Consider the following 25460-nt stretch of genomic DNA (forward strand, 5'->3'; position numbering starts at 1 on the left):
AACTGTAATTACTTGCACATATTTGTGTACTTTCTGGCTAACTTAAAATAACTGATAATAATTATTATATAACTATTGACATTATTTAATAATTGATTTATAATGAGATCATAGTTAAATAATAAGTTTTAAATACTATTTATGAATAGAAAAATCATTCATATAAATAATAATAAGTAGATAATTGAAGGAGGAAGTTAATATGAATTTATATCAATGTACAGTGTGTGGTTATGTTCACAGAGGAGAGGAAGCTCCAGAAAAATGTCCTAAGTGTGGTGTAGGACCAGAGAAATTTGAAAAATTAGATGATGAAAAAGCAAGCTTAATTGAAAAATCACGTGAGACTAATGAAATTCACATGGAGATCTTTACATTACTAAGCGGTATTGCTGATTTAGCTGAAGCTGGTGCTGAAATCAACTTAGATCCAGGTTGCTTCAAAATTTTTGAAGGTTTATTAAAAACTTCAACTGAATTCCAGCAAGCAATCTTAGCAGAAATTAATGGTCACGTTAAAAAAGGTAAATTTAATTAGTATATATCCCCTTATAACCCCTTCCCTTATTGCAATTGTAATAAGGGATTTTTTTTGCTACAATAGTATTCAAAATAGGAGAGCTCGTTTGGGAGGATGACAATGAAATCATTATTAAAAGGAAGTATTAAGAGCAAACTACGTTTATTACTACTATCTGCAACCATTTTACCTATCTGTATCATCATGTTTATAACCTATCAATACGCTACCAACTCCCTTAGGGATTCAGCTATTGAAGAAAATAGAATGCTCTTATCCAAGGGTAGTGAGAACATCTCTAGCTATTTCGACTTAGTTAATAAAGGCTCTCTGACAGCATATAAAGTAACCAGTAATAATGAATCATTAATAACCGAACTTGACTCCAATGACGTTGATTACCATAAAATCCATCTATCCTTATACTACATCAGCAATCTTGTGGATTATGTGACTCAAATCAATGTATATAAAGATGATGATGGTCAATCTTTTTTATTTAGGAATTTTTTAACCTCAAAGGATATCACCATTAATACGCCATACCGTCGAGATGACCCTAGAGCTACATTTGTTGAACCTCCCCATAAGACTCATGATTATAATACACCTCATCTCATAGAGAATCCTAAGAAAACAGTTATTACTTTTCATAGAAAGCTCTATAATGTCCCCCTCAATAATCTATTAGGCTACATGTCAGTGGATATTGATTTAAAAGCTTTTGATGCATTTTCAAAAGACTTATATAACCCTGAATACGAAAACATATATATTGTCGACTATTATAACGATACTATTATTTATGCCTCAGATCAGAATCTGATAGGTTTACAGATGGTAGAAGAATGGTATAAAGATATGGATGAGAACACCAATAGTTACATGGAATTAAAAGACAAGATGATTATTACGGAACCCATAGAAAATGACATAATCACTTGGGGTATATACAAGGAAATCCCTAACAATTACTTATTTAAAACTGCTAATGGCATGGCTCGTATTAGTATCGTACTTGGTTTTATTCTTATTTTACTAATGATCCTTGTGGCTTTTTACGTATCCATTCATTTTACTTCACCAATAAGTGTCTTGATCAAGAGCATGGACCGTACTAAGAACGGTGATCTGAAGACAAAGATCGAGATAGATCGTGATGATGAATTTGGAATACTTGCAGAGAACTATCAAGATATGATGAATTCTCTCGATGATTTAATTGAGTATAAGTATAAACTAGAATTAATTAATAAGGAAAACCAAATCAAAGTCTTACAATCACAAATCAATCCTCACTTTTTTAGTAATGTTCTTCAAGCAATTGGCACTGAAGCTCTAAAACATCATGATATGGTTATTTATCAACTTATATTAAAACTAGGGAATATGATGAACTATACAATGCATGCTAATAACATACTTGTTCCATTAAAAGAAGAGATTCATTATACGATTAATTATCTTGAGTTGCAAAAGCTTCGATTCCACCATACATTTGATTATAGTATTGATGTTGATGAGCAGCTCAGTCAAATTCAAGTACCTAAGATGATTTTGCAACCTGTTGTAGAGAATTTCTTTAAACACGGTTTCCAAAAGAATGATGAAATAAAGGGATATGTTCATATTAGATGCTCTGGTGAAAATGAGAAACTTATCATTCAGATTGAAAACAATGGACAAAACATTCCGCCAGAAGATCTGACTTTACTTCAAGAAAAGCTCAATACCTCAACCTTTCCTGAGGATAAAATAGGTTTGCTCAATATTGCATATCGGTTAAAATTGTATTATCCTAGTAATACCTTTGTTCATATTGAAAACCTGTGCCCTAATGGAGTGCGAATAACTATGAGTATAACCCCGGAGGTAAAAGATAATGAAAATCCTGATCGTTGATGACGAACAACATGTTATAAAGGCAATTAATTATTTAATCAATTGGGAAGACTATCCCAGCTGTGAGATTTTTGAAGCTTCAAATGGTGTGGAAGCTACCGAAATTATAAAAAAAGAAGGTATTCATATTGTATTCACCGATATGCAGATGCCCAAAATGGATGGTTTAGCTCTACTCCGCTGGATACAAGACAATACCAATCATACACAAATAATCGCCATTAGTAACCACAGTAATTTTGAGTATGTACAACAAGTTGTTCGTTCTGGTGGAATTGACTATATATTGAAGCCCATTGATCCAGTACAATTAAATGAAGCTTTTGGTAAAGCCATTGATGCTGTTCAAAAAGCATCAAAGATATCCAAAGATATGATAAAAGTTAATACCTATACCCCTATATACTACTCCAAACTATTATCGGATATCATTACAAATAATACATTTACAAGAGGTCAACTGAAGCAAATCAGTGATCACTTTGGTATAACTAACAAAGATATGTATCAATTACTTCTTGTGCAAATACCTGATTTAGATGAGTTCGCCAAGCAATTATTTCAAAATGATAAAAGCCTCTTGTTTTATTCATTAAATAATGTTTGCAATGAGATCATTAATGAAGATAGCGGTTTCTCCTTTAGATACCTAAACTCAGAAAATGAAGTGGTCATTCTTTACTGGGGTGACAAGAATAATATCTATACGAAACTTCAAGGTATCAAAGAATGGCTGAATAAGCTTTACAACATTACACCTATTATGGGTATGAGTAATCGCTATAAAGATTTATCAAAGATTAAGAGTTGTTATGATGAAGCTAAGCTAGCATTGATTAATCGCAATGTGAATAGTCATAGTGATATTCAGGTTTGGACCTATCGAAAGCTTAATTATCAAATACCAGTGGATGAATTAATCAATCATCTGACTAAAAAACTTCCTGCTAACCTTAAATTATTGAAGCCTGAAATTATTAGGACTGTTCTTAGTGATTTTGAGAAGTCATTCATTCAATATCCATATATAAGACTAAAGGATTTAGTAGCTGTTTATGATGCCTTTATTGCTTCTTTTCAATTAAGATATAAAGAAATAGAATTAGAAGATCATGACGCATTTGATACAATAGAAAGTTTAGTTAATAGTATGGAAAATGTCCTCACTAATACAATGACAAGTTATAAACAGACTACTGACCAGTCCAACCTCATTGATGATACATTAACATATATACAAAATCATTATACGCAAAACATCACATTATCTTATTTAGCTGACTATTTTTATGTTTCTAAAGAACATTTATCACGCTCGTTTAAGAAAAAAGTAGGACAAACCATTTCAGAATATATTACATTAATGAAAATGGAACAAGCTAAACACTTGTTAAAACACTCCAATCGGACGATTAAAGAGATTTCTGGAAATGTAGGGTACCAAGATGAAAAGTATTTTTCTAAGGTATTTAAGAAGCACTATAATTGTTCACCTAAAGAATTCAGAGAATAGATGATAACCAACTGGTCAATATATTCCACCCTATGGGTCAATATCATCCATTCTTCTTTTTTTTATCTTTTTTTATAATAAGGATAGAAAGGATGAATCGCATGAATAAAAAAAAGTTACGCTACTTACTTGATGAAGTGGTATTCATAGGACCCGCATTTATATTTTTCTTAATCATTGTCATTATACCATTTATCATAGGTATGTATTATTCATTTACCTCTTGGGATGGTGTAAATGACAATATTACATGGGTAGGTCTAGATAATTTCATCTATCTTTTCAAAGATGAAGGTTTCATTAACTCATTTATTTTTACATTAAAATTCACTTTTGTTAGCGTCATCATCACTAATTTAATTGCCTTGTTATTAGCACTCGTATTAACAAGCCAAATCAAAACCAGTAAGGTCTTGAGAACAGTATTTTTCACACCTAACGTTATATCTGGTTTACTCTTAGGATTTGTGTGGCAGTTTATTTTTGTTAATGGTTTCTCAGCAATTGGTGAGATGACAGACTTAGCATTTTTCAATTTACCTTGGCTAGGCACTGCTTCAACAGCTTTTTGGGCAATAATTATTGTAAGCTCATGGCAAGGAGCCGGCTATTTAATGGTTATTTATATTGCTGGAATAATCAATATACCAACTGATTTAAAAGAAGCTGCTGGTATTGATGGTGCTAATGCATTCCAAAGATTTTTTAAAGTAACATTACCAATGATTATGTCCTCTATTACAATATGCTTATTCTTATCTATATCTTGGGCGTTTAAGATGTTTGACTTGAACTACGCATTAACTAAAGGTGGACCATTTAACTCAACAAAATCTGTTGCTCTTGATATTTATTTAGAGGCTTTTCAAAATAACAACTATGGATTAGGTACAGCTAAAGCCTTTGTATTCTTTATTGTCGTAGCTGGCATAACTGCATTACAAGTTAAACTGACAAAAGAAAGGGAGGTTGAAATGTAATGAATAAATACACTTATAGAACTCTAATACTAGAAGTTTTTGCAATCCTTGTTGCTCTACTATTTCTAGCTCCCTTTTACTTTGTGATTAATAACTCATTTAAAACATTTGCAGACATTTTGATAGATCCAGCTTCACTAGCTGTGAATCCTACTTTGAATAACTATACAACAGCTTGGGAAGTTATTAATTTCCCATCAGCATTTTTTAACTCCATTGTTATTACAGTCTTTAGTAATATTGGTTTAGTATTGATTAGCTCTTTAGCAGCTTATCGATTACTTCGATATCCTTCTAAGATCAATGGTATCATCTTTGGACTCTTTATAGCCGCTATGGTTATACCATTTCAATCCATAATGATACCATTAGTTAGGGTAACCAGTGCACTCGGTTTCGCAAATTCTCGACTTGGTTTAATATTCAGCTATTTTGGATTTGGTGTTTCTTTACCGATATTCCTATATCATGGTTTTATCAAGAGTATACCAAAATCAATCGAGGAATCCGCTATCGTAGATGGCTGTTCAACATACGGCGTTTTCGGACGAATCGTTGCACCACTATTAAAGCCAATGACAGCTACAGTGCTCATACTAAACACGTTATGGATTTGGAATGACTTCTTATTACCTTCACTCATTTTACATGATAAAGAACTTAAGACCATTCCACTAGCAGTAAGCGGTTTCTTCGCCCAGTATACGAAGAAATGGGATTTAGCATTAGCCGCTTTAGTTCTAGCAATTTTACCCATCGTTATATTTTTCTTATCTTTGCAGAAATTTATAATTAGAGGTATAGTAGCAGGATCAGTTAAAGGATAGCTCTTCATTCATAATTGAATGAAGTTCTACATAAATGCTCATTCCCTTATTGGGAATACAAAGCAATATGTAAATAAACTCAAATTATTTTTGGGTTAAAGAATTGAAAGGGGTCTAACTATGAAAAAAATCTTATCAATCTTATTAATTTTAACACTTACTATGGGTGTGTTTGCTGGTTGTGCATCAGATAATACTTCTCAACCAAAAGATGAACCAGCTCAAGAAACTAAAGAAGAAACTAAAGACACTGAAACAAAAGAAGAAGAAGTAAAAGAACCTGCAACAGTAAAAATGTTTCAATTCAAAGTTGAAATCGCAGAGCAATTAGAGCGTATGAAAGAAGACTTAAAAGCTGAAACAGGTATCGATCTTGAAATCGAAACTGCTGGTGGTGGCGCAGATTACGGTGCAATGTTAAAAGCTAAATTTGCTTCAGGCGAATATCCAGACATTTTTAATAACGGTGGTAACGCTGAACTAGAATTATGGCAAGAAAAACTTGAAGACTTAAGCGATCAACCATGGGTTGAATACATGGTACCTGGTACTGAAGCAGGTATGTCTAAAGATGGTAAAATGTATGGTATGCCAATGAACGTTGAAGGTTATGGTTTCTTATACAACGTTGATTTATTCGAGCAAGCTGGTATTGAAACATTACCAACAAACCTTGCAGAATTAGAAGAAGCTTGTAAAAAACTTGAAGCTATCGGTGTAACACCTTTCTCAAGTGGTTACCAAGAGTGGTGGGTTTTAGGTATTCATAACTTCAATACTTTTATTGCAAATCAAGAGGATCCATTAGCTACAATCCAAGGGTTAAAAGATGGTTCATTAAAACTTAATGATCAACCTAACTTCCACAACTGGGTAGACATGTTAGACTTAACAGTTAAATATGGTCAGAAAAATACTTTAACTGTTGATTATAATACTCAAGTAACTGAATTTGCAATTGGTAAATCAGCAATGATGCAACAAGGTAACTGGACACAAGTACAAGTATCTGAATTAAACCCTGAAATTAATGTAGGCGTTCTTCCAATGCCAGTTCAAAGTGAAAACAATAACAAAGTATATGTAGGCGTTCCAAACTACTGGGTTATCCATAACCAATCTGAAGTTAAAGACGCTGCCAAAGAAGTTTTAAACTGGATGATTACATCTGAAACAGGTAAAAATTACACTGTAAACGAATTTAAATTCATCCCAGCCTTCACTCACTTTGATGATTTAGGTGACTTAGGTACTATTGCACAATCACTTCAAGGTTACATGAACGAAGGTAACGTTCTTGGATGGCACTGGACTAACCTTCCTGATGGTGCTGTAAATGAAATTGGAGCTTACATGCAAGCTTACATCGGTGAAGCTATGACTAAAGATGAATTAATAGAAAGTATTGAAAAAGTTATCACAGACTTCGCTAATAAATAGAATATCGTTGAAATTTAAAAGGAGCGTCAAATTGACGCTCCTTTTGTTTATAGTTTAAACACTTTCAATTGTTCTAATAATTCATCTGAGCTTGCATCCAGCTTCTTCATGGCTTCTGACATTTCAACCATGGTGGCATTTTGTTCTTGGGATGAAGCGGATACCTCTTCTGTAGCTGCAGCACTTTCTTCTGCAATAGCAGATAAATTCTCCATAACCTTTAAAATTTCTTCTTTATTATCTTGTACCTTTTTAGCAGTATTAAATAGATTATCCGTTGCGTTCATAGAACGTTCCATTGATTCTGCAATTTGATTGAATTGATCAATCGTTTCTTTAGCTGTTAACATTTGTTCTTTACCAACTCGTGCTACTTCTTTGATACTGTCAACAGACTTCTCTGAGTTCTCTTGCAAGGTTGTTACAGATTGATCTATTAACTTCGTTGAATTAGAAGACTGTTCCGCAAGTGTACGAATTTCTTCAGCTACGACTGCAAAACCTCTTCCATGCTCACCTGCCCTTGCGGCTTCAATCGCTGCATTTAAGGCTAATAAGTTGGTTTGTTCTGCAATGGATGCAATAACGTTACTTGCTTTACCGATTTCTACTGCGCTATCATTAGTTTTTGTAACGGCATCTTGAACAACTGCTTGATACTCTGTAGCTTTTTTAGTTGCCTCTCTTAACTCCGTCATTGACCCTAAACCTGTATTAATAAGCCCTTTAATATTATCGCTTTGATTACTTAATTCTTCAATCATATTGTAATTAATCTCAACAACTTCACCTAGATCAGTTGTTTTCTTTGAACCATCTTCGATTTCTATTGCCTGCTCAGACGCACCATTAGCAATCTCCTGCATTGTTCTAGAAATATCTTCTTCTGATGCAGCTGCTTGAATGGCCATTTGAGATAATAATTGAGTTTCATCATTAACAGTATGTGCGGATTCGGCAATCTTTTCAACAAGACCTTTTAAGCTGACCCTCACTTCTTCAACACTTCTTGCAAAGTTACCTAACTCATTTTTGTTTTTTAACATCTTCTGATCTACTGTAAAAGTCAAATCACCTGCAGCTAAACTACTTATATAGTAACTGTATGTCTTAAGCAACTTAAAGATCTTTGAACTGACTCTGTAGGTAACCCCTAGTGTTAATACGTAAGTCACAATCAGAACAACAAGTATCATGTATTTAATATTATCCAAGACTTGGAGTATTTCACTTTTAGGAGTAAGTATTAATAGTGTTGAGTCAACTATTGGAACAGGAGCCGCTGACATAAGAGCTTCCATCTTTCTCAGACTTCCATCTAGGACTTCACGATTATCACGCATATTTTGAAAACTCTCAACTGAAATATCTGTTTGACTCAACTTCTCTATTTCTTCTTCGTTTACAGCATTATTATGTACAATAGGTATGCCTTGTTGATCAATAAGTGTAACTGCCGTACCATCTGTTACGTAAACATTCTCAACGAGACTTCCAATAGCAGTAATAGGTTCCTTAACAATAAGGATACTATGTAAATCAACACGGTATACAACAGGAACAGCATAGGCAACCATTCTTTGCCCATTCTCTTCAATGATCGATACCGCTTTTTCACCTTCTTTTGCCTTTAAAAAGTAATCATCAGTAGAGAAATCATATTTATTTCCAGTATGTGATTCACCCTGTCCTTCTAAGTCACAAAAAATAATTTCTGTATAGGGATGGTCTTCAGGTAATACATCATCCAAATTCTTAATTTTATATTCTGTGGGGTTATAAGGACTATTGACAATTGGATTAGTTGCAATTAATTCGATATCTTTCAGCTTTAACTCGATGGATCGCTCTAGAGCTGTTGCAGCTTCTTTGGTTAAATATTGCATATCACTTTTTTCACTTTCCAGAACATATCCAGAAGAAAAAAACGAAAGAACCATCATAATAACTACAACCACTACTGTGACAAATACTGCGACAGATATCATGCTTTGGACTCTTAATGACTTAATTTTCATTTTTTTGTATCACCTCACTGATTTAATTGTAAAATTATCTAATTTTATTGTCAACCCTTTTTTAGCCATACGATAAATAATGTCAATTTACTTAGCATTAATTTACAATTAACGAAATTTTTATAGACATAAGAAAGAACACAATTATACAAAACTTTGATGCTTTTGTATCTATCTTTTACTCCGTGTAAATGATAAGATAAAAGAGAAAGATAAAGGAGGTTCACATATGAATATCTTAGTTACAGGTGGAGCAGGATACATAGGAAGCCATACCTGCGTTGAATTATTAGATGCTGGTTACGACATTGTAATTCTTGATAACTTTTCCAATAGTAAACCTGAATCTTTGAAACGTATAAAAGAAATAACAGGAAAAGACTTCAAATTCTATGAGGTCGATTTATTAAATAAAGAGGCTGTTGAAAGTATCTTTGAGGAAAATAGAATTGATGCTGTTATTCATTTTGCGGGACTTAAAGCAGTAGGAGAATCTGTTTCAATCCCACTCACTTATTATCATAATAACATTACAGGTACATTAATCCTTTGTGAAGCTATGAAGAAATATAACGTGAAGCGGATGGTTTTCAGCTCTTCTGCTACTGTTTATGGCATTCCAGAGAAGATGCCCATATCAGAAGACTTTCCACTTAGCGCAACCAATCCTTATGGACGTACCAAATTAATGATTGAAGATATTCTTCGTGATTTAGTTATCTCCGATTCTAGTTGGAGTATTGCTCTTCTTCGTTACTTCAATCCAATCGGGGCACATAAAAGCGGCCGCATAGGCGAAGATCCTAATGGCATTCCTAATAACCTTCTTCCATATATATCACAAGTAGCTGTCGGTAAACTAGAACAGCTTAGTGTATTCGGTAGCGACTACCCTACAAAAGATGGAACAGGTGTAAGAGATTATATCCACGTTGTAGATTTAGCTTTAGGACATTTAAAGGCTTTAGAAAGAATATCAGAAACATCCGGAATAGATGCCTATAACCTTGGTACTGGAACTGGTTACAGCGTTTTAGAAATGGTTACTGCTTTTGAGAACGCTTCTGAGAAAAAAGTTGCTTATAAGTTGACAGACCGTCGACCTGGCGATGTGGCGATGTGTTATGCTAATCCAAAGAAAGCAAAGGAACTTCTAAAGTGGGAAGCTGTAAGAGGATTAGAAGAAATGTGCCAAGATGCTTGGCGTTGGCAACACAATAATCCAAACGGATATGATCTATAGTTGAAGTCAAAAGTGACTTACAATATATTTAAACGACAAAAGATAAACAGCATTGCTCCTTTGAGAAGTAATGCTGTTTTTGCTTATTGAATTACTTATCAACTGTTTCGTTATTCCATAATCTCTTGACTGTATGATAAGCAAGTTTAGGTCGTCGATACTCATCAACAATGCCTTTATTATTCATGGTTCGTGGTCTTCTTAAAGCCCATTCTTCTTCTGTAACACGTACATCACAGAACTGCCATATAAACAGACCACTGATTTGCTCAATCTCACTGAACTTAGTTATGCATTCTTCTAGAATATCACACTGTCGTTCTTCCGTCCATTTAGCACGATTTGGGTTTCTATATCCATAGAGAGCTCCTCCACCAAATTCGCTGATAATCACAGGTCGGTTATGGGAAGTTACATCATTTACCCAATCTATTTCCGTGATCATCTGCTCTTTTACGTCATATCCGTGGTACCAATTATAGTACACGTTCAAAGAAACGATATCCGTCATATCAAGGCATAGACATTTAAAATGCTTATCACATGCAAAGGTAACTGGTCGAGATTGATCCATACTTTTGATTTGATTGAATTGTTTCTGGTACATCCTAGCCCCTTCAGGTTCATGAGAGGCACATTCATTTAATATTCCCCAGACAAAGATACTTGGATGATTATAATGATTACAAATCATTTCTTCAATGCACTCTTCACATTGACTTTCAAAGTTTGGTCTTAACATCTTTTCAATTCTCAAACCTCTTGCATGATTTTCCTCCCAGACCAATAAACCATATTCATCGCATAAATCTAAGAAGAGTTCATCATTAGGATAGTGACAAGTACGTACAGCGTTTGCCCCCATATCCTTCATTAACTCTATATCTTTAACCATTATATTCATGGGAATGGAACAACCAAAGTTAGCTGCATCTTCATGACGATTAAATCCTTTAATAAAGACTTTTTCTCCATTCAATTTGATATCCATTCCATCCACTTCGATTACTCTGAAGCCAACCCGTTCAATTAAGTCATCTAGAATACGGTCACCTTTTTTAATTACAGCCTTTAGATCATAGAGATGAGGTGTTTTCATGCTCCATGGTTGAATATGGTCAAAAGCAACCCTTTCTGTAATAATTTTAGTGGTATTAGCCTCAATTTGGAGATCAATTGCCTTCCTTACATCTGCTATTTCGATTGAAACATGTACTTTCTTGGTATCATTACAGTAATTATGTATGATAGCACTAACTTCACCATGCCACCGATTATCCTTAAAACTTGGGATAAATTGAAGTTGTCGAATATAGACCTCATCCACATACTCAAGAGAAATCCCTCTTGTAATACCGCCATATGTATAATAATCATTAGGTACATGCAATGTCGATTCTTCTGAAAAACGATTATCAACGATTACTTTAATTTCATGTTCACCTGCTGTTATATTTTTCTTAAGAAAGCAAAAAGGTGTATATGCATTATAATGTTCTCCAAGGTATTCTTCATCAAAGTAAATTTTTCCAGTATGACTGACTCCTTTGAAATTTAAGAGAATACCTTTTGCTTCTTTAAGAGTAAATGTTTTCTTATATATTGCCAGTCCTCTATAATTATAGAAATCAGGGCTCTCTTCCCAACACCCTGGCACCTTCATCTTATGTGTATACTTGGGTATATCTTCTATATCATCAAGCTTCCCAAACTCCCAAAGTCCCTCTAGATCTTCTACTTGTCTAATATCATGTTGTTTGAATAAACGGTTCATCCTATCTCCTCCAACTCAATTTCTATTATTTAACACCATTTTATCACGGCTTTTTGTGATACCAATGGATAAAACAGGCATTAGGATAGACAATGACGGTATGTTCTTCACTAATGAAAGGGTATTCATGATAGCTATCATAATCACAAGTGGATTGTAATATTGAGCAAGTTCAGTTACAATAAATACTATAGATCATCAATCATATTGAGGGATGTACAATGGATAAAAAAAGAAATCAATCAAGATTTATAAGATTGCCCATAGATATCATAAATACAAAACAAGAGGAGAGTCCTGTCCTTAAAGGATTAATTACCCATTCAGTCGGTTACAGAGAAGGACGCTCTGCTCACCATCGCAATATTAAAAAGCATGGGTTAGAAGAATATTTCATCAACTACTGCATTAAAGGTGAGGGATGGGTAGACGTTAATAACCGCAGAATCACTATAAGTTCCGGTGACATATTTCTATGTCCTACATCTGTAGATCATTCCTATAGTACTGGTTTAAAAAATCCTTGGGAAACCTATTGGTCCTATTTCAGTGGTGATTATAGTGAATATCTCTATCAATTAATAGATTCAGACTTAAAGCCCATTGTATTCAATATCGGATATCACATGGATATTGTAAGCAGCTTTGAAGAAATATTATTAACATTGGATAAAGGTTATGCTGCAAACAAGCATATATTGCATGCCACCTCTTGCTTACAACGCATATTAACAATGATCATGCAGTTACAATTGAATTCATCAAAGGATAGAAAAAATGCTCATCAAGATGTGATCAGTAATAGTATCCGATACATGCAAGACAATATTGATGCTTTTATCGAACTAGATATTCTTGCCGCCAACAGTCATCTTTCAAAAGATTATTTTGGTAAACTTTTCAAAAAGGAAGTTGGCTACGCACCATTGGATTATTTCTTGAGATTAAAGATGCAAAAAGCATGTGAATTGTTAGATATTACAGATTTAAGTATAAAAGAAATATCTCTATCACTAGGTTATAAAGATTATTACTACTTCTCCAGGTGTTTTAAGAAGAAGATCGGAATGAGTCCTGAGTATTATAGAGATTCGATGCATAGAATGTAAGAAAGAAGCCCCTCCCTTGAGTGTAATACTCATAGGAGGGGTTCATTTCTAGCTATATTCCAACTTCATCATACTACCGTCACCACCTAATTCAGATGGTTGAATGACAAGTTTAATAGGGACACGATTCTTTAATTCTTCTACGTGGCTTATAATACCAACATTAACTTGTGAATTATTGAGTTTTTCCAGACTATTCATAACCACATCTAAGAGTTCTGAATCCAGGGTTCCGAATCCTTCATCTAAGAAGAAAAATTCTAAAGGATAGCTGCCTTTTAACTGGATTTGAGAAGATAATGCTAAAGCCAATGCCAATGATGTTAAGAAGGTTTCGCCTCCTGAAAGGGTAGCCGCCTCACGGAGTGCTCCTCCATTTCTATCATCTCTTATGAGGAATTCACTGTTTTCGTCCAACTCAATACCATAACGACCTGTTAGATCATACAAGCGCTTTGATGCTTCATGAACGATATAATGAAATTGATTCTTTGCCACATATTCAATAAATCGATTTCCTTTTATTAGCTTACTTAAATCTTCTAACATACTTAGTTGATGATCAGCAGCTTCCTTTTCTTTAAGCAAGTCACCGATTTCTTGGATTGCCTTTTCATAATCTTTGATTTGGGTTTTGACAGCAGTCACTGCCTTTAAACACTCTTCTTTTTTCTGTTGAAGATCATTCTTATTTTGCAAGGTTACTTCATAAGCTTCTCTTTCTATACTTCGATCTGCTAATTTAAGTTTTAAATTATTGACTACCCCAGCTGCTTGGACTAAGTCTTCTTCGTAATTTTTAATATCTTTTTTCTTCGTTTCAAGAAGCCCTACATCCAAATAACTAGCTTGGACTTGTTCTACGTTATGAAAGCCATGTTGATCCATCAACTTTATTTGTTGCTTTTGTAGATTTTCTCCTTGCTTTTGGAGTTCTACAAAACGCTGTTCTTCTTTGGCTATTTGTATCTCTAGTTCTTTTACTTGCTCTTTGTACTTCGCTAATCTCTCTCTAACTATTTTGGCACCATCTTGGTATTTAATAATTTTTTCTTCTTGATCTCGTTGAGCTTGATTTGCTTCTTGGTCACCACATATATCCTGTATCTTAGTGGTTAATTGCGTATACTCTTTGTTCATTAATTCTAATTCCTTTTTACTAGCTGTAAGGTTAACCTCACACTGACTAAGTTTATTGCGAATCTCCTCACATTTTTTTGTTAAGTTATTACTCTCGTCTTCTATCTTCTTTTTCTGCTCTCTTAACTGCTGTATTTGAATCTCAACTTGCTGAATACGTTTCTTTTCTACTGTAAAACTCTCTACAACTAACTCCTTTTTCAACTCTTCTAACTGAGTTTCTAAAGCATTTAGCTGTTTACTTTGTTCAGTAAGTGTTTCATCCTTTTGCTGAAATTGCTCTAGTATATTTTTAGAGTTTTCTTCATAACGCATGAGTGATTGACGATTGTTATTATATAACTCTGTAATCTCTTTAAGCTTTTGCAGAAGTTGCTGAAACTCTGCATCCCATTGTTCATTTTCTTTTTTTAGATTGTTAAACTCTTGAATCTTATTCTCGTATTCGTTCTGTATAGCCTCTAAAGATCTATCCTTTAATAGATTCAATAACTCTTCCTGCTCACTTAGTAGACGATTTTGCTCCTTTTCAATACTTAACAGTTCAACTTGAAGAGGTTGCTTAAAGTTTTTAAAATCAGTTAAATTCTTTTCAATAACTTTTTGTTCCTGAATGAGTTGGTCTATCTCGCCATCATCAACTACTGTTGCCAATTCAACATGGTGGGTTGAACCGCACACTGGACAAGGTTGTCCTTCTTCCATTCTTTCAGCAATCATTGCAGCAACATACTTGCCTTGTATTTCATCTAAAATCTCTTGAAGTTCATCCTTCCTAGCAATGATTAGTTTTTCCTCTTCTTCATACTGTCTGATATTATTTAATAGCTTTTCTTTTCTATCTTTACCTTCGATTAATCTACCATTAAGTTCTTGTTGATTTTTCATGTTCTTTTCAATAGTATTTTTGTCTTGCTGCAGCGTCATGATGGCTTCCTGCATTGTTGATAAAACTTCAAGACCTCCTGGTTTTTTTGACTCAAGGTCTTTAACTCTCATTTCATAGTTCTGAATCTTATCCTTATAATAGTTATCTTTTTCTCTAACTTGAATCAGCTTTTCTTCAATTTGTATCTTCTGTTTCTTAAGGTTATTTACTTCCTTGGTTAAGTTTACATTTTCATCTTTTTTCTCCAGGCATCTTCTTTCGATATCAGCAGCTTCATCAATTTTATTTTTATAGTCAATCGGTATCGAATTGTTGGTCTCTTCATCTATTAACCTATTATATTGGACATTTATCCCTAGTTTCTCTTTTTCAGATTGAGTAAGAGATGTTTTTAAACTGTTAAAATTACTCTCTAAGTTCTGGATTGATTCTTCACTTTTCAGTATTGAATTCTTTAGTAATTGACATTCTTCAGTGTACTTAACCGCTTCCTTCAATCGTCCTAATTGTTCCTGCCACAATGGTAAGTCCTCAGTTTCAAACTTTTCAACTTTATGAAGCTTCTCCTCAAAGGCTACTTTTTGCTGATACAACTGATCATAGTTTTCTTTAATTATATTAATCTGTTGTTCACTAGTTCTCTGTGCTTCATTATTATTATGAATTTCGTTGATATATGGTTGAATCATCATGGCTTTCTCTGCAAGGTCCAACTGCTCTCTTAAGCGATTCATCTCTTCTTTCACTTCAAGAAAACCTTTTAGTCGTGCTTCATCCTTATGGAGTTCCTCTTGGAGCTTCCAAATCTCTTGCTGCTCTTCAAAAAGCTTTATTGTTTCGCTTAATTGAATGTCTAGATTTTCTTGTTCTTTTTCTAGATGAACCTCTTGTTCTTTAAGTGCTTCAAGTCCCTCAGTATGATACTCTTCATACCTTTTCAACTGCCCTTTTAAATATTCCTGCTGATTTTTATTTGCATAGTAGCTACGTTTAATCTTTTCGCTCATTTGTCGACCATACTTCTCTAATGCAAAGATTCGTTCCAACATGTTGCGTCGATCTTTACCCGTTAGCTTTAAAAAGTCACTAAACTTACCTTGTGGTAATACTACAGAACGCGTAAAATCATCCATGGTTAGTCCTAATAAGTCAATGACTTGATTAGACATATCTGTTGTTTTTTCAGCCAGTAATTCATCACCATTCACATGCTTAATGAGGCGAACGTATTTAGCATTAGGCTTCCCACCGTTCTTATTACGTTTAAAACTCCTCTCAGCTGTGTAGTCGATAACACCTTCTGCAGATTTCAATCGAAAGCGATAGGCTACATAAAGTTCTTCACAATTGGTATTCAAGAATTCCTTACTTTTGCGAGCAATATCGCCATACAAAGCTATTGTAATAGCATCCAGGATAGTTGATTTTCCACTTCCTGTTGGGCCAAATATACCGAAAAGTCCCCTGCTAGTCAGTTTTTCAAAATCGATATGCTGTTCCTTTGCGTAACTGTTCAATCCTGAAAAGCTTAGTTTAATTGGCCGCATGAGACTCCCCCTCCTCTACAATACCTAAAAACAGTTCAATTAACTCATCACTGGGTTCATTCCCTCGTTCTTTAGTGTAAAACTCCTTAAAGAGATCTTGTATCGGTTGTTCTTTCACATCAAAATATTGAATTTCAACCTGATCATCTTTGAGAATTGGCTTGATTTCTACGATATCCTTTTTCAGTTTCTTCAATTGGCGTATCTCTTCATTGGCTATATATTCATCCGTTTCTATTTCTAAATACACCCATAAATCACGTTCATTATTTTCTTCACACTTTTCTAAGGCTTCTTCTATACTTTTACATCGCCATACTTCAATCGGCTTATAGTTCTTAATGTCTAGCTTTTCTATTTCAACAGGTTTTGATGGCTCTGCTTCAATGAGATAACAACACTTTGCATAGCTTCTTTCACTCTTACTATATTGAAGAGGTGAACCTGAATAAATAACAGGAGTATCTTCTGAATTCTTTATTCTTTGAGGCTTATGTAGGTGTCCTAATGCTATATACTGCGCATTTAAAGGTAAATCAGAAACATTAACAGAATAACTACCTCCTAATTGAATGCTTCTTTCAGAAGTGGATTCTTCTCCACCAAGTGTGAATAAGTGAGATACTGCTATATTTATGGTATCTTTTCTAAACTTTTCTTGAAGTTCCCCAAATATCTCACCTAGTCGCTTAGAATATTCCATCTGCATATCTTTTTCATCTTCTAAAGAGGTATAAATCATTTCGTTTAAGCGTTTTTCACTTGGGTATGACATAGTTAAAAGAATAATCTTTTCATTATTAATCTCTAACTCAATATACCCTTCTCCAGAATCAATGATCTGGTGCTTACCGCAATGACCAGTCGGTGCAATACTTTTAGGTTTTGATAAGATAATGATACCATCATCAATAGCAATAGGATTAGATGCCTCTAATCTTTCAGGATGGTCATGGTTCCCTGCAATGACTAAAACAACTCTTTTCCCATCTTCCGATAGTGCTTTTACACCTTTGTAAAACAACCTTTCAGCTTCTGCAGGCGGATTACTTGTATCATAAACATCTCCGGCTATGATAACAAGATCAATGTCATTTTCTTTAACTGTTACTACGAAATCTTCTAAGAATTGTTTCTGCTCTTCAAGACGACTAGCACCCTCTAAATATTTTCCAAGGTGCCAATCAGAAGTGTGGATGATTCTCATTTGTATCTCCTCCAACCTCAAATTCCTTTTCATTCATAACCTTATACCCAGCTTCTCTTAAAATCTGAGCGCATACACCTTGTCCATCTATTAGTCTACCAGTAAATGTACCATCATAAATCCTATGACTTCCACATGAAGGTGATTTTGATTTCAGTAGTATAAACTCAGCTTCTATTTCCTGGGCAATTTCCAAAACTTTTTCAGCACCTTCTATAAAGTAAGAAGTTACATCTTCTCCTTCTTCATTGACTACTTTAAACTCTCCATCAGCAGCCATAATTCTTTCACTCTTTAAACGAGGTGTTGATAAACCTCCTAATTCCTCTGGGCATACTATTACAGCTTGACTATCATCCACAAGTTTTTTAATAGCTGGAATTTCCGTTGCTTTTCCATCATACCGGCAACAAACCCCAGCCAGACAAGCACTTACTATTATCATTTTTATCCTTCTCTCTAATCCATAGTATCTTTTATCTATATATACCATAAAGGTTAATTATCTCTTGTTGCACTCACTATATAACAAAGCTATTGTATCATTTTTACTCAATACACACAATGTCACTCCTTGGTTATCTCATCAATGACATCTCTTATTACCTCAGTCCTCCGCCTAGCTGCCTAAGACACGGCCGTCATTCCAACTGGCGTATAGAATTCCTTATTTGCTAGGCTCTATTATGAATGACTTAATTTCTCTTAGAAATGACTATACTAAAAGATGTAGGATAACTTTCATCCTACACCCTTTAGTCCATCTTATTTGCAAATATAATAAGTTAAAGCTTTTTGAACCTCATAGATATTCTTATCCTTCTTAAATTCCTTTTCTATAGGTTCACTTGTACTGGATATCCAGATCTTAAGTTCAGCATCTAAGTCAAAATGCCCACTTGATTCTATGCTGAAATGAGTTATGCTCTTATAGGGAATGGAGTGGAATTCAACTTTCTTACTGGTAACACCTTGCTTATCAACTAATATTAATCGTCTATTTGTAAACACAATAAGGTCTCTAATAACTTTGAATGCTCTTTCCACACCCTCGTCATCCGTTAATAAGGGCTCTATTTCATCTATCACTTTATTGATATCCACCTCTGTTGCATTGCCCATGAGTCCATCAAAAAATCCCATATTATAACCTCCTGTTTATCGTTCAATAGATACTTCACTAAACTAATAGCTTTCTCATATGTATCTCTTCATCATCTCGTGTATATTCTTCGAACCCACAACTTTCATAAAGACGAATAGCGCTATCCCATCCTAGATTAGTTGATAATACAATGGACTTAATATCTTTCTCTTTTGCCCTTTGCAATAAATCATCCATAATCAATCGCCCTACTCCCAAACGACGGTAGTCACCAATCACTGAGATCCGGACAATTCGGCCTACATCTTTAGCTTCCACTAGCATTGCACCAGTTCCAATAATTTTATTTTCTACTTCTACTATACGAAATATGTGACCATCTAATACGTAATGACTGATAATATCTTTTATATCAGGATTTACTGTCCCGTCGATATAGCCAAAACGTTGCCCAAGTCCCTGCAATATAACTTCTTCGACCTGCTCTTGATCTCTTTTCTTAAAATCTCTGATGACAAGCGTATTTCTTTTATCCTTATTTTCTTTACAATAAAGCAGCTCATTACTGTATGCAGCTTTTGTCAGCTTTTTATCTTCAATAACTTGTTTAAAATTGAAGCCCACATTTTCTAGCACATGAATAGAAGCAAGGTTATCCTTGCTGACAATTGCGACTATATTATTGATCCCCAGATCCTTAAATGCTTTTTTGATCACTGCCTGGCATGCCTCAGTAGCAATCCCCTTTCCTTGATAATTAGTCAATATCCCATAATAGATCTCCATTCTAGATGGGTCATAGCTAAGAGGTCTTAATCCAACAAAACCAGCAAATTTACGTTTATTTTTCAAAACAATCTTAAGAAAATAGCTCTCATTTTGTTCTTCTTCCATGTGATCTTTCAAGTATGTCGAACACTCTTTCAATGTCTTTGCTTTAGTGAAAGGTACTTGCTTCATAATCTGATTATCTTTAACAAGGCGATGTATATTATGACTATCTGCCAAATTAAATGAGTCAATTAATAGGTGTTCTGTTTCTATGCTTAGGATACCATTCAAGTCGGTAACATGTTTATTTGTTATAAGACTTACAATATAGAAAATTAGCATCGAACATGATAAAGTTAACCATAAGATACCGAAGAGACCAAAGATAGGAAGGGTTACAAGGATTCCTATGAATATAAATATACTACTTACTAATATACCTTTCCCAGCCTCTTTTTTATTGGGCCTTCTCTTTATCTGCTGCATAATCATTCACCCTATCTATACAAAATATTCATCTCTAATTTTATTTTTCCATATTATTCTGATTATTCTACCACTTGGATATAAAGAGCATTCTCTCTATTATAACATTATATCATCTTAACTTAAAATTGACAATTCAAGACATTGAGACGCAATGATGTTTATTTCATAAGAACAGTTCTCTTTACAATTATTTTACATAATTGTATAATTAAATATATGATTTAACTTAAGGAGGATGAGGGTATGAAATCACTAAAGAATTCAAGAACTGCTGTAAATCTTATGAAAGCATTTGCAGGTGAATCACAAGCTCGTACACGATATACTTACTATGCAAGCATTGCAAAAAAGCAAGGTTATCAACAACTCTATAATATTTTCTTGGAAACAGCAGAGAATGAGAAAGAGCATGCTAAAATATTTTTTAAGTACTTAAGCAATGATTTTAACGATGAAGCTATTGAGATTCAAGCTTCCTATCCAGTTGCCTATCACAAAAATGATACTTTAGCTAATCTAAAGGCGGCAGCGGCAGGTGAAGAAGAAGAATGGACAATTCTCTATCCCACTTTTGCTAAAGTTGCTGAAGAAGAGGGTTATCAAGAAGTCGCTAACACTTTTAGGAAAATAGCGGAAGTGGAAAAGCATCATGAGAATCGTTATCGAGCATTCGCCAGAATGATTGAATCAGAAACTCTTTTTGAAAAAGATGAAAGAATTTTATGGAAATGTTTAAATTGCGGTTACATCTTTGATGGTAATACTGCACCCAAAGTATGTCCAGCGTGTTTTCATCCTCAAGGCTATTTTGAGGAATACACCGAAAACTTTTAAATTAAAAGCTCATGGAAATCCATGAGCTTTTAGTCATTAATGTTGATGATCTTGGCAAGAGATATCTGATAAAGCTTCTCCAGCTTCATCTGACCAATTATTTTTTGTTGCAAAGTCTCCTAATGCAACAATCCCTACAACTTTTTCATTTTCTACTACAGGTATTCGTCTTATTTGATGTTGACTCATTAGATTGGCAACTTCGTCAGCATCCATCTCAGGTGAACATGCTACTACATCTTTAGACATAATTTCACCGCAGACGGTATTAGTAGGATCTTTAGCTTCTGCGACATCTCTTAATACGATATCACGGTCAGTTAATATACCAACAAGCTTATTGTATTCTTCAACAGGTACAGAACCTACATCTTCTTGTCGCATGATCTCAGCTGCTCTTGTAATTGGTTCTCCCTGATTAACACATTGCACGTTAGTAGTCATGATGTCTTTTATTTTCATATCAAAATATCCTCCTTAAGCTTCATACATTGCTTACTTTATTATTATGTGCACAATAGAAGTTATCATTCTTGATAAAAAATTCAAAAAAAGTCTATACTAAAATAACACATAAAATTAAACTAAGTCATTTATTAAGCTAATGAGATATTTTTAGCCAAAAAAATTTTTATAATTTTTCTACGATATAATCAATATAACCTAATCGAATTTGTTCACCATTCTTCCTATAACCATAGCGAATTCGATTTTCTTTAAAGATGATTTTGAACCCATCAAAATAGGCATCAGCTTCATTCTCTTCAAAATAACTATGCAATACTAGATCTCCATGTTCAGGTTGTCTGAATTCGCCTTCTCCAACCTCCTCGCCAACACCAAATCGTTCATCATTCACGGATGCAAAGTTAATGAATGCATAGCCACCCTTTGAAAGAACACGTCTTATTTCACCTATTACCTGCTTAATCTCATCTTTTTTCATATGAAAGATAGAGTTATAAGAATAAGCATAATTGATTGATTCATCTCCAAAGTTTAATTGCTTCATATCACCTTTCTGGATATTGAGTTGATAGCTATACTTTTCTTCAAATGCCTTTGCTAATTGAAGTTGGTCATCACTTAAATCTATGCCATAAGTAGTGTAATCGTGATCTGCGAAGATAGCTAAGGGTGGGCAATTACCTCCTGCCCCACAATCTAAGATTGTTTTATCTAATCCGGCACCATTGCAATAAAGTAAGAATGTGAATAATTGACTCTGTCTAAATACTGGCTTCATTCATTTTCCTCCTCATAGACTTAACTTATAGTACTGATACGGTTGTTCCGTATAAACATGCTTATCTATTCCATGTTAAAGAGTTTACTACAGTTATGGAATTCTGTAAAAATCAGGATTTTTCATTGTATTACTTATGGATTGGATTGACTACCATTATACTTCCAAATACGCAATTTTTCACAAAAATAATGGAAGATTTGGTACTTGCAATCCTACCCATTATTTGCTATAATATTGTTAACTTAAAAGGAGGAAGGAGATTGCTAGACAGTCTTCTTTTTTCTTTTGTCCAAATAAATAGACAAGTACAAAAGTGGCTAACGCCACATTTTAACTGGAGATAGGAAAGTACGGTATCTTGCTTGATCATTTCGTGTAACGAAATATATCAAAAGCAATGTGGCTCGATACCTTATTGCTTTTATAAGCAAAACACGAACTTTCCTATTCCAAATCAAGAGGCATACCCATCATGCTATAGGGTATGCCTCTTTTTAGGTTTTATATAAGGTTACTAGATCTTAAGAATTATAATAAACAGCTACTTTCTCAAGTACTTTAACAGCTGAACGAATATCGCTATATACTGCAAGACCTGCATCTTCCATCATTGTAACAAACTCATCATAATATTCACCAGCATTAACTGATACGACTATTGGTTTATCATATTTGTTGTGGATATCAATTAATATATTAGCTAATGAGTCTTTGTCATGGCATAACTCAGGAGTCGCTTTGATGTTCTCTACGTGTGGTACAACACCGACAAATACGCAATCAACTGCATCGTCTTGAAGAAGTGCTTCAACAATCTGTCCATACATAACATCATTTGTCATAGGTGTCACATCTAAGATTGGAGTATTTGTATCCATCAAACCGTGTGTATTGATTTCATCAAGTCGATTTTTAGTTTCAGCACTGAACTTAGCTGGTTGTAATTTTCCTAATTCATCTGCAGCAACAGTTGCTTCAAATCCTGCATTCATAACACCAGCAACGTTTAATCCTTTTGGCTTTTTATCACCTAATAATGAGAATGCTTTAAGCACATCGTAGTAAGATTTAATATCTTCTATTAAGATAACGCCTGATTGGTCACAAACAGCTTTGAAAACATCGTAATCGCCAGTCATAGCTGCTGTATGAGACGCTGCTGCTTTAGCACCTGCATCAGTTTTACCTGATTTATAGACAACAATTGGCTTTTTAATTTCATTTGCTAGTTCAAAGAATCTTCTACCTTCTAATCCATCGAAACCTTCTACATAAATTGCTATTACATCGATGTTATCATCATCATTGAAGTAAGCCATTAAGTCCGTGATATTCACATCAAACTTATTACCAAAGGATACAATTGATCTAAAGATTGGTGAATGTTCTAATTTATCGATTAAAGTAATGGCAACACCACCACTTTGAGTTAATAATGCTGTATTACTCTTCTCAGTTGATCTTAAGTGTAAACGATCTTCTTCAATAAATAAAGTATTAACTCCCTTATTATCTCCACCAGGACCATAGTAAACGCCCATACAGTTAGGACCTACAATACGCACCCCTTCTGGTAATACCTCTTTTACTTGATCAGCAAAATCACTATACTTGATCTCTGAAGGAATACCTGGAATAAGTACAACTGAACGAGGTACATTCTTCATATCATGTAGAGATTTGAAGAAAGGTACAATATGTTTTGCAGGAGCTGCATAAACAACAAGTTCTACATTACCTGGAATTTCATCAAGGTTTTTATATAGAGGATATACTTTACCATCAAGTTCAATCTCTCCACCTTTTGGATTAATGCAATATAAGTCATCACGACCAAGATCATGTAATAACTGTACAATATCTTTAGCCATACTATATTTATTAAGATTAGAGGAAACACCTAATACTGCTATTCCTTCTGGATTGAAGAATGGCTCTACATTGTTAGTTATTATATCAGGCATTTCTGTTGAAGTTTCTTCTACTTTTTCAAAAACAGCAAATCCATCAACAGCTACAAAACGCCCATCTTTAGTAATAACAAATGGATTAATATCTAATTGAGTAATGAAGTAATTTGGTCTTTCATCAGACACTGCTGAATAACTGTAAGCTAATGAACTAATTAAAGACGCAGCTTCAGCAATGAAATCTAAGTATTCAGGGTGACCAATTTTTTCGAATTTATGTCCTATGTTTAGATCACTAACGAGTTCAACAGCTTGTTCATATGAAAAGTGTGGTAAGAAAAGATTAGCTGGATCATAGTACTTAGCAAAAAACTCTGCGTCATCTCCACCTTTACTTAATGTTAAGATTGGTCCAAAGGATGGATCATCTTTAACACCAAACAAGATTTCATGGCCAAGACTTTGACTAAATGGAACGAACTCAACAATTAAAAATCCTGTGATTTCAGGTTTTTCACCTTCTTCGAAGTGAGATAACACCTCATTTTTCATACTATTTAAGACGTAACGAACAAATAAGGTATCATAGTTATGAACTTTTTTAACACCACCGATTTTTTGCTTGTGTGCAATATCTGGTGAAACAATTTTCACGATCATGTCTTGACCAAATTGCTCAAGCATCTCATCCGTTAAATCTTCTTCGCTTGTTACGAACTGGAATTTAGGAACTGTTAATCCAATACTCTCAAGAACACCGTACACTTCGTATTCATATAAAACAGTTCTTCCTTCTTTGTGTGCCTTATCAAATATTCGGTCTACTAATATTTTTGCTTCTTCAGTTATTTTCATTTATTATCACCCCATGAAAAAATTGATTTATATTCTTTGAATACCTCTCACATCCATTATAACAAAGACTATTTTAGTTGAAAATAATATTTTCACTCAAAAGACATATTAACTTACTTTATTTCATCTTAGTTTTCC

18 protein-coding genes and 1 pseudogene are annotated in these 25460 nt (G+C 34.0%); 9 read left to right on the forward strand and 10 right to left on the reverse strand.

Annotated elements, in window-relative coordinates:
• Positions 1 to 202: 202 nt before the first annotated feature.
• From C1Y58_RS27160 to C1Y58_RS02730, 6 genes and pseudogenes are all read left to right on the forward strand, one after another.
• A pseudogene (locus C1Y58_RS27160) lies at positions 203 to 298 on the forward strand (rubredoxin-like domain-containing protein); the annotation flags it as partial.
• A gap of 342 nt (positions 299 to 640) precedes the next feature.
• Complete coding sequence (locus C1Y58_RS02710; protein WP_170311494.1) at positions 641 to 2422, forward strand: sensor histidine kinase; 1782 nt, start codon at positions 641 to 643, stop codon at positions 2420 to 2422.
• The gene (locus C1Y58_RS02715; RefSeq protein ID WP_105614449.1) at positions 2403 to 3935 is read left to right on the forward strand and encodes a response regulator transcription factor; all 1533 of its coding nucleotides are present in this window, start codon (positions 2403 to 2405) and stop codon (positions 3933 to 3935) included. The genes C1Y58_RS02710 and C1Y58_RS02715 overlap by 20 nt, the downstream gene beginning before the upstream one ends.
• 101 nt (positions 3936 to 4036) lie before the next feature.
• On the forward strand, positions 4037 to 4915 hold the full coding sequence (locus tag C1Y58_RS02720; protein ID WP_105614450.1) for a carbohydrate ABC transporter permease: 879 nt from the start codon (positions 4037 to 4039) through the stop codon (positions 4913 to 4915).
• Positions 4915 to 5742 (forward strand): carbohydrate ABC transporter permease, encoded by an 828-nt coding sequence (locus tag C1Y58_RS02725; RefSeq protein WP_105614451.1) that lies wholly within the window; start codon positions 4915 to 4917, stop codon positions 5740 to 5742. The genes C1Y58_RS02720 and C1Y58_RS02725 overlap by 1 nt, the downstream gene beginning before the upstream one ends.
• Before the next feature lie 120 nt (positions 5743 to 5862).
• The gene (locus tag C1Y58_RS02730; RefSeq protein WP_105614452.1) at positions 5863 to 7182 is read left to right on the forward strand and encodes an ABC transporter substrate-binding protein; all 1320 of its coding nucleotides are present in this window, start codon (positions 5863 to 5865) and stop codon (positions 7180 to 7182) included.
• Positions 7183 to 7229: 47 nt separating this feature from the next.
• Here C1Y58_RS02730 and C1Y58_RS02735 read toward each other — a convergent pair whose 3' ends face one another.
• The gene (locus tag C1Y58_RS02735) at positions 7230 to 9200 is read right to left on the reverse strand and encodes a methyl-accepting chemotaxis protein (protein ID WP_105614453.1); all 1971 of its coding nucleotides are present in this window, start codon (positions 9198 to 9200) and stop codon (positions 7230 to 7232) included.
• Positions 9201 to 9429: 229 nt separating this feature from the next.
• Between C1Y58_RS02735 and galE the strand changes: the two genes are divergently transcribed.
• Complete coding sequence (gene galE / locus C1Y58_RS02740) at positions 9430 to 10443, forward strand: UDP-glucose 4-epimerase GalE (RefSeq protein WP_105614454.1); 1014 nt, start codon at positions 9430 to 9432, stop codon at positions 10441 to 10443.
• A gap of 91 nt (positions 10444 to 10534) precedes the next feature.
• On the opposite strand, the gene C1Y58_RS02745 is transcribed toward galE, so the two are convergent.
• A complete protein-coding gene (locus C1Y58_RS02745; RefSeq protein WP_105614455.1) occupies positions 10535 to 12217 on the reverse strand; it encodes a glycoside hydrolase family 2 protein in 1683 nt (560 codons plus the stop codon).
• A 221-nt stretch (positions 12218 to 12438) separates the two neighbouring features.
• Here C1Y58_RS02745 and C1Y58_RS02750 point away from each other — a divergent pair, with 221 nt between their 5' ends.
• Positions 12439 to 13326: an AraC family transcriptional regulator gene (locus C1Y58_RS02750; RefSeq protein WP_105614456.1), complete on the forward strand. Its 888-nt coding sequence runs from the start codon at positions 12439 to 12441 to the stop codon at positions 13324 to 13326.
• A 48-nt stretch (positions 13327 to 13374) separates the two neighbouring features.
• On the opposite strand, the gene C1Y58_RS02755 is transcribed toward C1Y58_RS02750, so the two are convergent.
• The 5 genes from C1Y58_RS02755 to C1Y58_RS02775 form a co-directional block, all read right to left on the reverse strand.
• Positions 13375 to 16902: an AAA family ATPase gene (locus tag C1Y58_RS02755; protein ID WP_105614457.1), complete on the reverse strand. Its 3528-nt coding sequence runs from the start codon at positions 16900 to 16902 to the stop codon at positions 13375 to 13377.
• Positions 16889 to 18109, reverse strand: a complete 1221-nt coding sequence (locus tag C1Y58_RS02760; protein ID WP_105614458.1) for an exonuclease SbcCD subunit D — start codon at positions 18107 to 18109, stop codon at positions 16889 to 16891. Before C1Y58_RS02760 ends, C1Y58_RS02755 begins: the two co-directional genes overlap by 14 nt.
• Positions 18087 to 18554, reverse strand: coding sequence for a 2-thiouracil desulfurase family protein (locus C1Y58_RS02765; RefSeq protein WP_105614459.1), 468 nt, complete (start codon positions 18552 to 18554; stop codon positions 18087 to 18089). The genes C1Y58_RS02760 and C1Y58_RS02765 overlap by 23 nt, the downstream gene beginning before the upstream one ends.
• Positions 18555 to 18874: 320 nt before the next feature.
• Positions 18875 to 19252, reverse strand: coding sequence for a PH domain-containing protein (locus C1Y58_RS02770; RefSeq protein ID WP_105614460.1), 378 nt, complete (start codon positions 19250 to 19252; stop codon positions 18875 to 18877).
• A gap of 37 nt (positions 19253 to 19289) precedes the next feature.
• Positions 19290 to 20471 (reverse strand): GNAT family N-acetyltransferase, encoded by a 1182-nt coding sequence (locus C1Y58_RS02775; protein ID WP_170311495.1) that lies wholly within the window; start codon positions 20469 to 20471, stop codon positions 19290 to 19292.
• A gap of 246 nt (positions 20472 to 20717) precedes the next feature.
• Here C1Y58_RS02775 and rbr point away from each other — a divergent pair, with 246 nt between their 5' ends.
• Positions 20718 to 21308, forward strand: a complete 591-nt coding sequence (gene rbr, locus C1Y58_RS02780; protein WP_105614462.1) for a rubrerythrin — start codon at positions 20718 to 20720, stop codon at positions 21306 to 21308.
• A 36-nt stretch (positions 21309 to 21344) separates the two neighbouring features.
• On the opposite strand, the gene C1Y58_RS02785 is transcribed toward rbr, so the two are convergent.
• From C1Y58_RS02785 to C1Y58_RS02800, 3 genes are all read right to left on the reverse strand, one after another.
• Positions 21345 to 21770 carry a CBS domain-containing protein gene (locus tag C1Y58_RS02785; RefSeq protein ID WP_105614463.1) on the reverse strand — a complete coding sequence of 142 codons (426 nt, stop codon included), beginning with the start codon at positions 21768 to 21770 and terminating at the stop codon, positions 21345 to 21347.
• A 169-nt stretch (positions 21771 to 21939) separates the two neighbouring features.
• Positions 21940 to 22554 carry a class I SAM-dependent methyltransferase gene (locus C1Y58_RS02790; RefSeq protein WP_105614464.1) on the reverse strand — a complete coding sequence of 205 codons (615 nt, stop codon included), beginning with the start codon at positions 22552 to 22554 and terminating at the stop codon, positions 21940 to 21942.
• Between the two features lie 524 nt (positions 22555 to 23078).
• The gene (locus C1Y58_RS02800; RefSeq protein WP_105614466.1) at positions 23079 to 25322 is read right to left on the reverse strand and encodes an acetate--CoA ligase family protein; all 2244 of its coding nucleotides are present in this window, start codon (positions 25320 to 25322) and stop codon (positions 23079 to 23081) included.
• Positions 25323 to 25460 lie beyond the last annotated feature (138 nt).

It is taken from the genome of Vallitalea okinawensis, from assembly GCF_002964605.1.
Classification (GTDB): Bacteria; Bacillota; Clostridia; order Lachnospirales; family PQDH01; genus Vallitalea_A; species Vallitalea_A okinawensis.

Bases quoted from the DNA above. Each gene is read 5' to 3' on its own strand.
- C1Y58_RS02765 (WP_105614459.1), bottom strand. From the start codon at position 18,554: ATGATAATAGTAAGTGCTTGTCTGGCTGGGGTTTGTTGCCGGTATGAT.
- C1Y58_RS02800 (WP_105614466.1), bottom strand. From the start codon at position 25,322: ATGAAAATAACTGAAGAAGCAAAAATATTAGTAGACCGAATATTTGAT.
- C1Y58_RS02755 (WP_105614457.1), bottom strand. From the start codon at position 16,902: ATGCGGCCAATTAAACTAAGCTTTTCAGGATTGAACAGTTACGCAAAG.
- C1Y58_RS02730 (WP_105614452.1), top strand. From the start codon at position 5,863: ATGAAAAAAATCTTATCAATCTTATTAATTTTAACACTTACTATGGGT.
- rbr (WP_105614462.1), top strand. From the start codon at position 20,718: ATGAAATCACTAAAGAATTCAAGAACTGCTGTAAATCTTATGAAAGCA.
- galE (WP_105614454.1), top strand. From the start codon at position 9,430: ATGAATATCTTAGTTACAGGTGGAGCAGGATACATAGGAAGCCATACC.
- C1Y58_RS02790 (WP_105614464.1), bottom strand. From the start codon at position 22,554: ATGAAGCCAGTATTTAGACAGAGTCAATTATTCACATTCTTACTTTAT.
- C1Y58_RS02715 (WP_105614449.1), top strand. From the start codon at position 2,403: ATGAAAATCCTGATCGTTGATGACGAACAACATGTTATAAAGGCAATT.
- C1Y58_RS02750 (WP_105614456.1), top strand. From the start codon at position 12,439: ATGGATAAAAAAAGAAATCAATCAAGATTTATAAGATTGCCCATAGAT.
- C1Y58_RS02775 (WP_170311495.1), bottom strand. From the start codon at position 20,471: ATGCAGCAGATAAAGAGAAGGCCCAATAAAAAAGAGGCTGGGAAAGGT.
- C1Y58_RS02770 (WP_105614460.1), bottom strand. From the start codon at position 19,252: ATGGGATTTTTTGATGGACTCATGGGCAATGCAACAGAGGTGGATATC.
- C1Y58_RS02745 (WP_105614455.1), bottom strand. From the start codon at position 12,217: ATGAACCGTTTATTCAAACAACATGATATTAGACAAGTAGAAGATCTA.
- C1Y58_RS02710 (WP_170311494.1), top strand. From the start codon at position 641: ATGAAATCATTATTAAAAGGAAGTATTAAGAGCAAACTACGTTTATTA.
- C1Y58_RS02720 (WP_105614450.1), top strand. From the start codon at position 4,037: ATGAATAAAAAAAAGTTACGCTACTTACTTGATGAAGTGGTATTCATA.
- C1Y58_RS02760 (WP_105614458.1), bottom strand. From the start codon at position 18,109: ATGAGAATCATCCACACTTCTGATTGGCACCTTGGAAAATATTTAGAG.
- C1Y58_RS02785 (WP_105614463.1), bottom strand. From the start codon at position 21,770: ATGAAAATAAAAGACATCATGACTACTAACGTGCAATGTGTTAATCAG.
- C1Y58_RS02735 (WP_105614453.1), bottom strand. From the start codon at position 9,200: ATGAAAATTAAGTCATTAAGAGTCCAAAGCATGATATCTGTCGCAGTA.
- C1Y58_RS02725 (WP_105614451.1), top strand. From the start codon at position 4,915: ATGAATAAATACACTTATAGAACTCTAATACTAGAAGTTTTTGCAATC.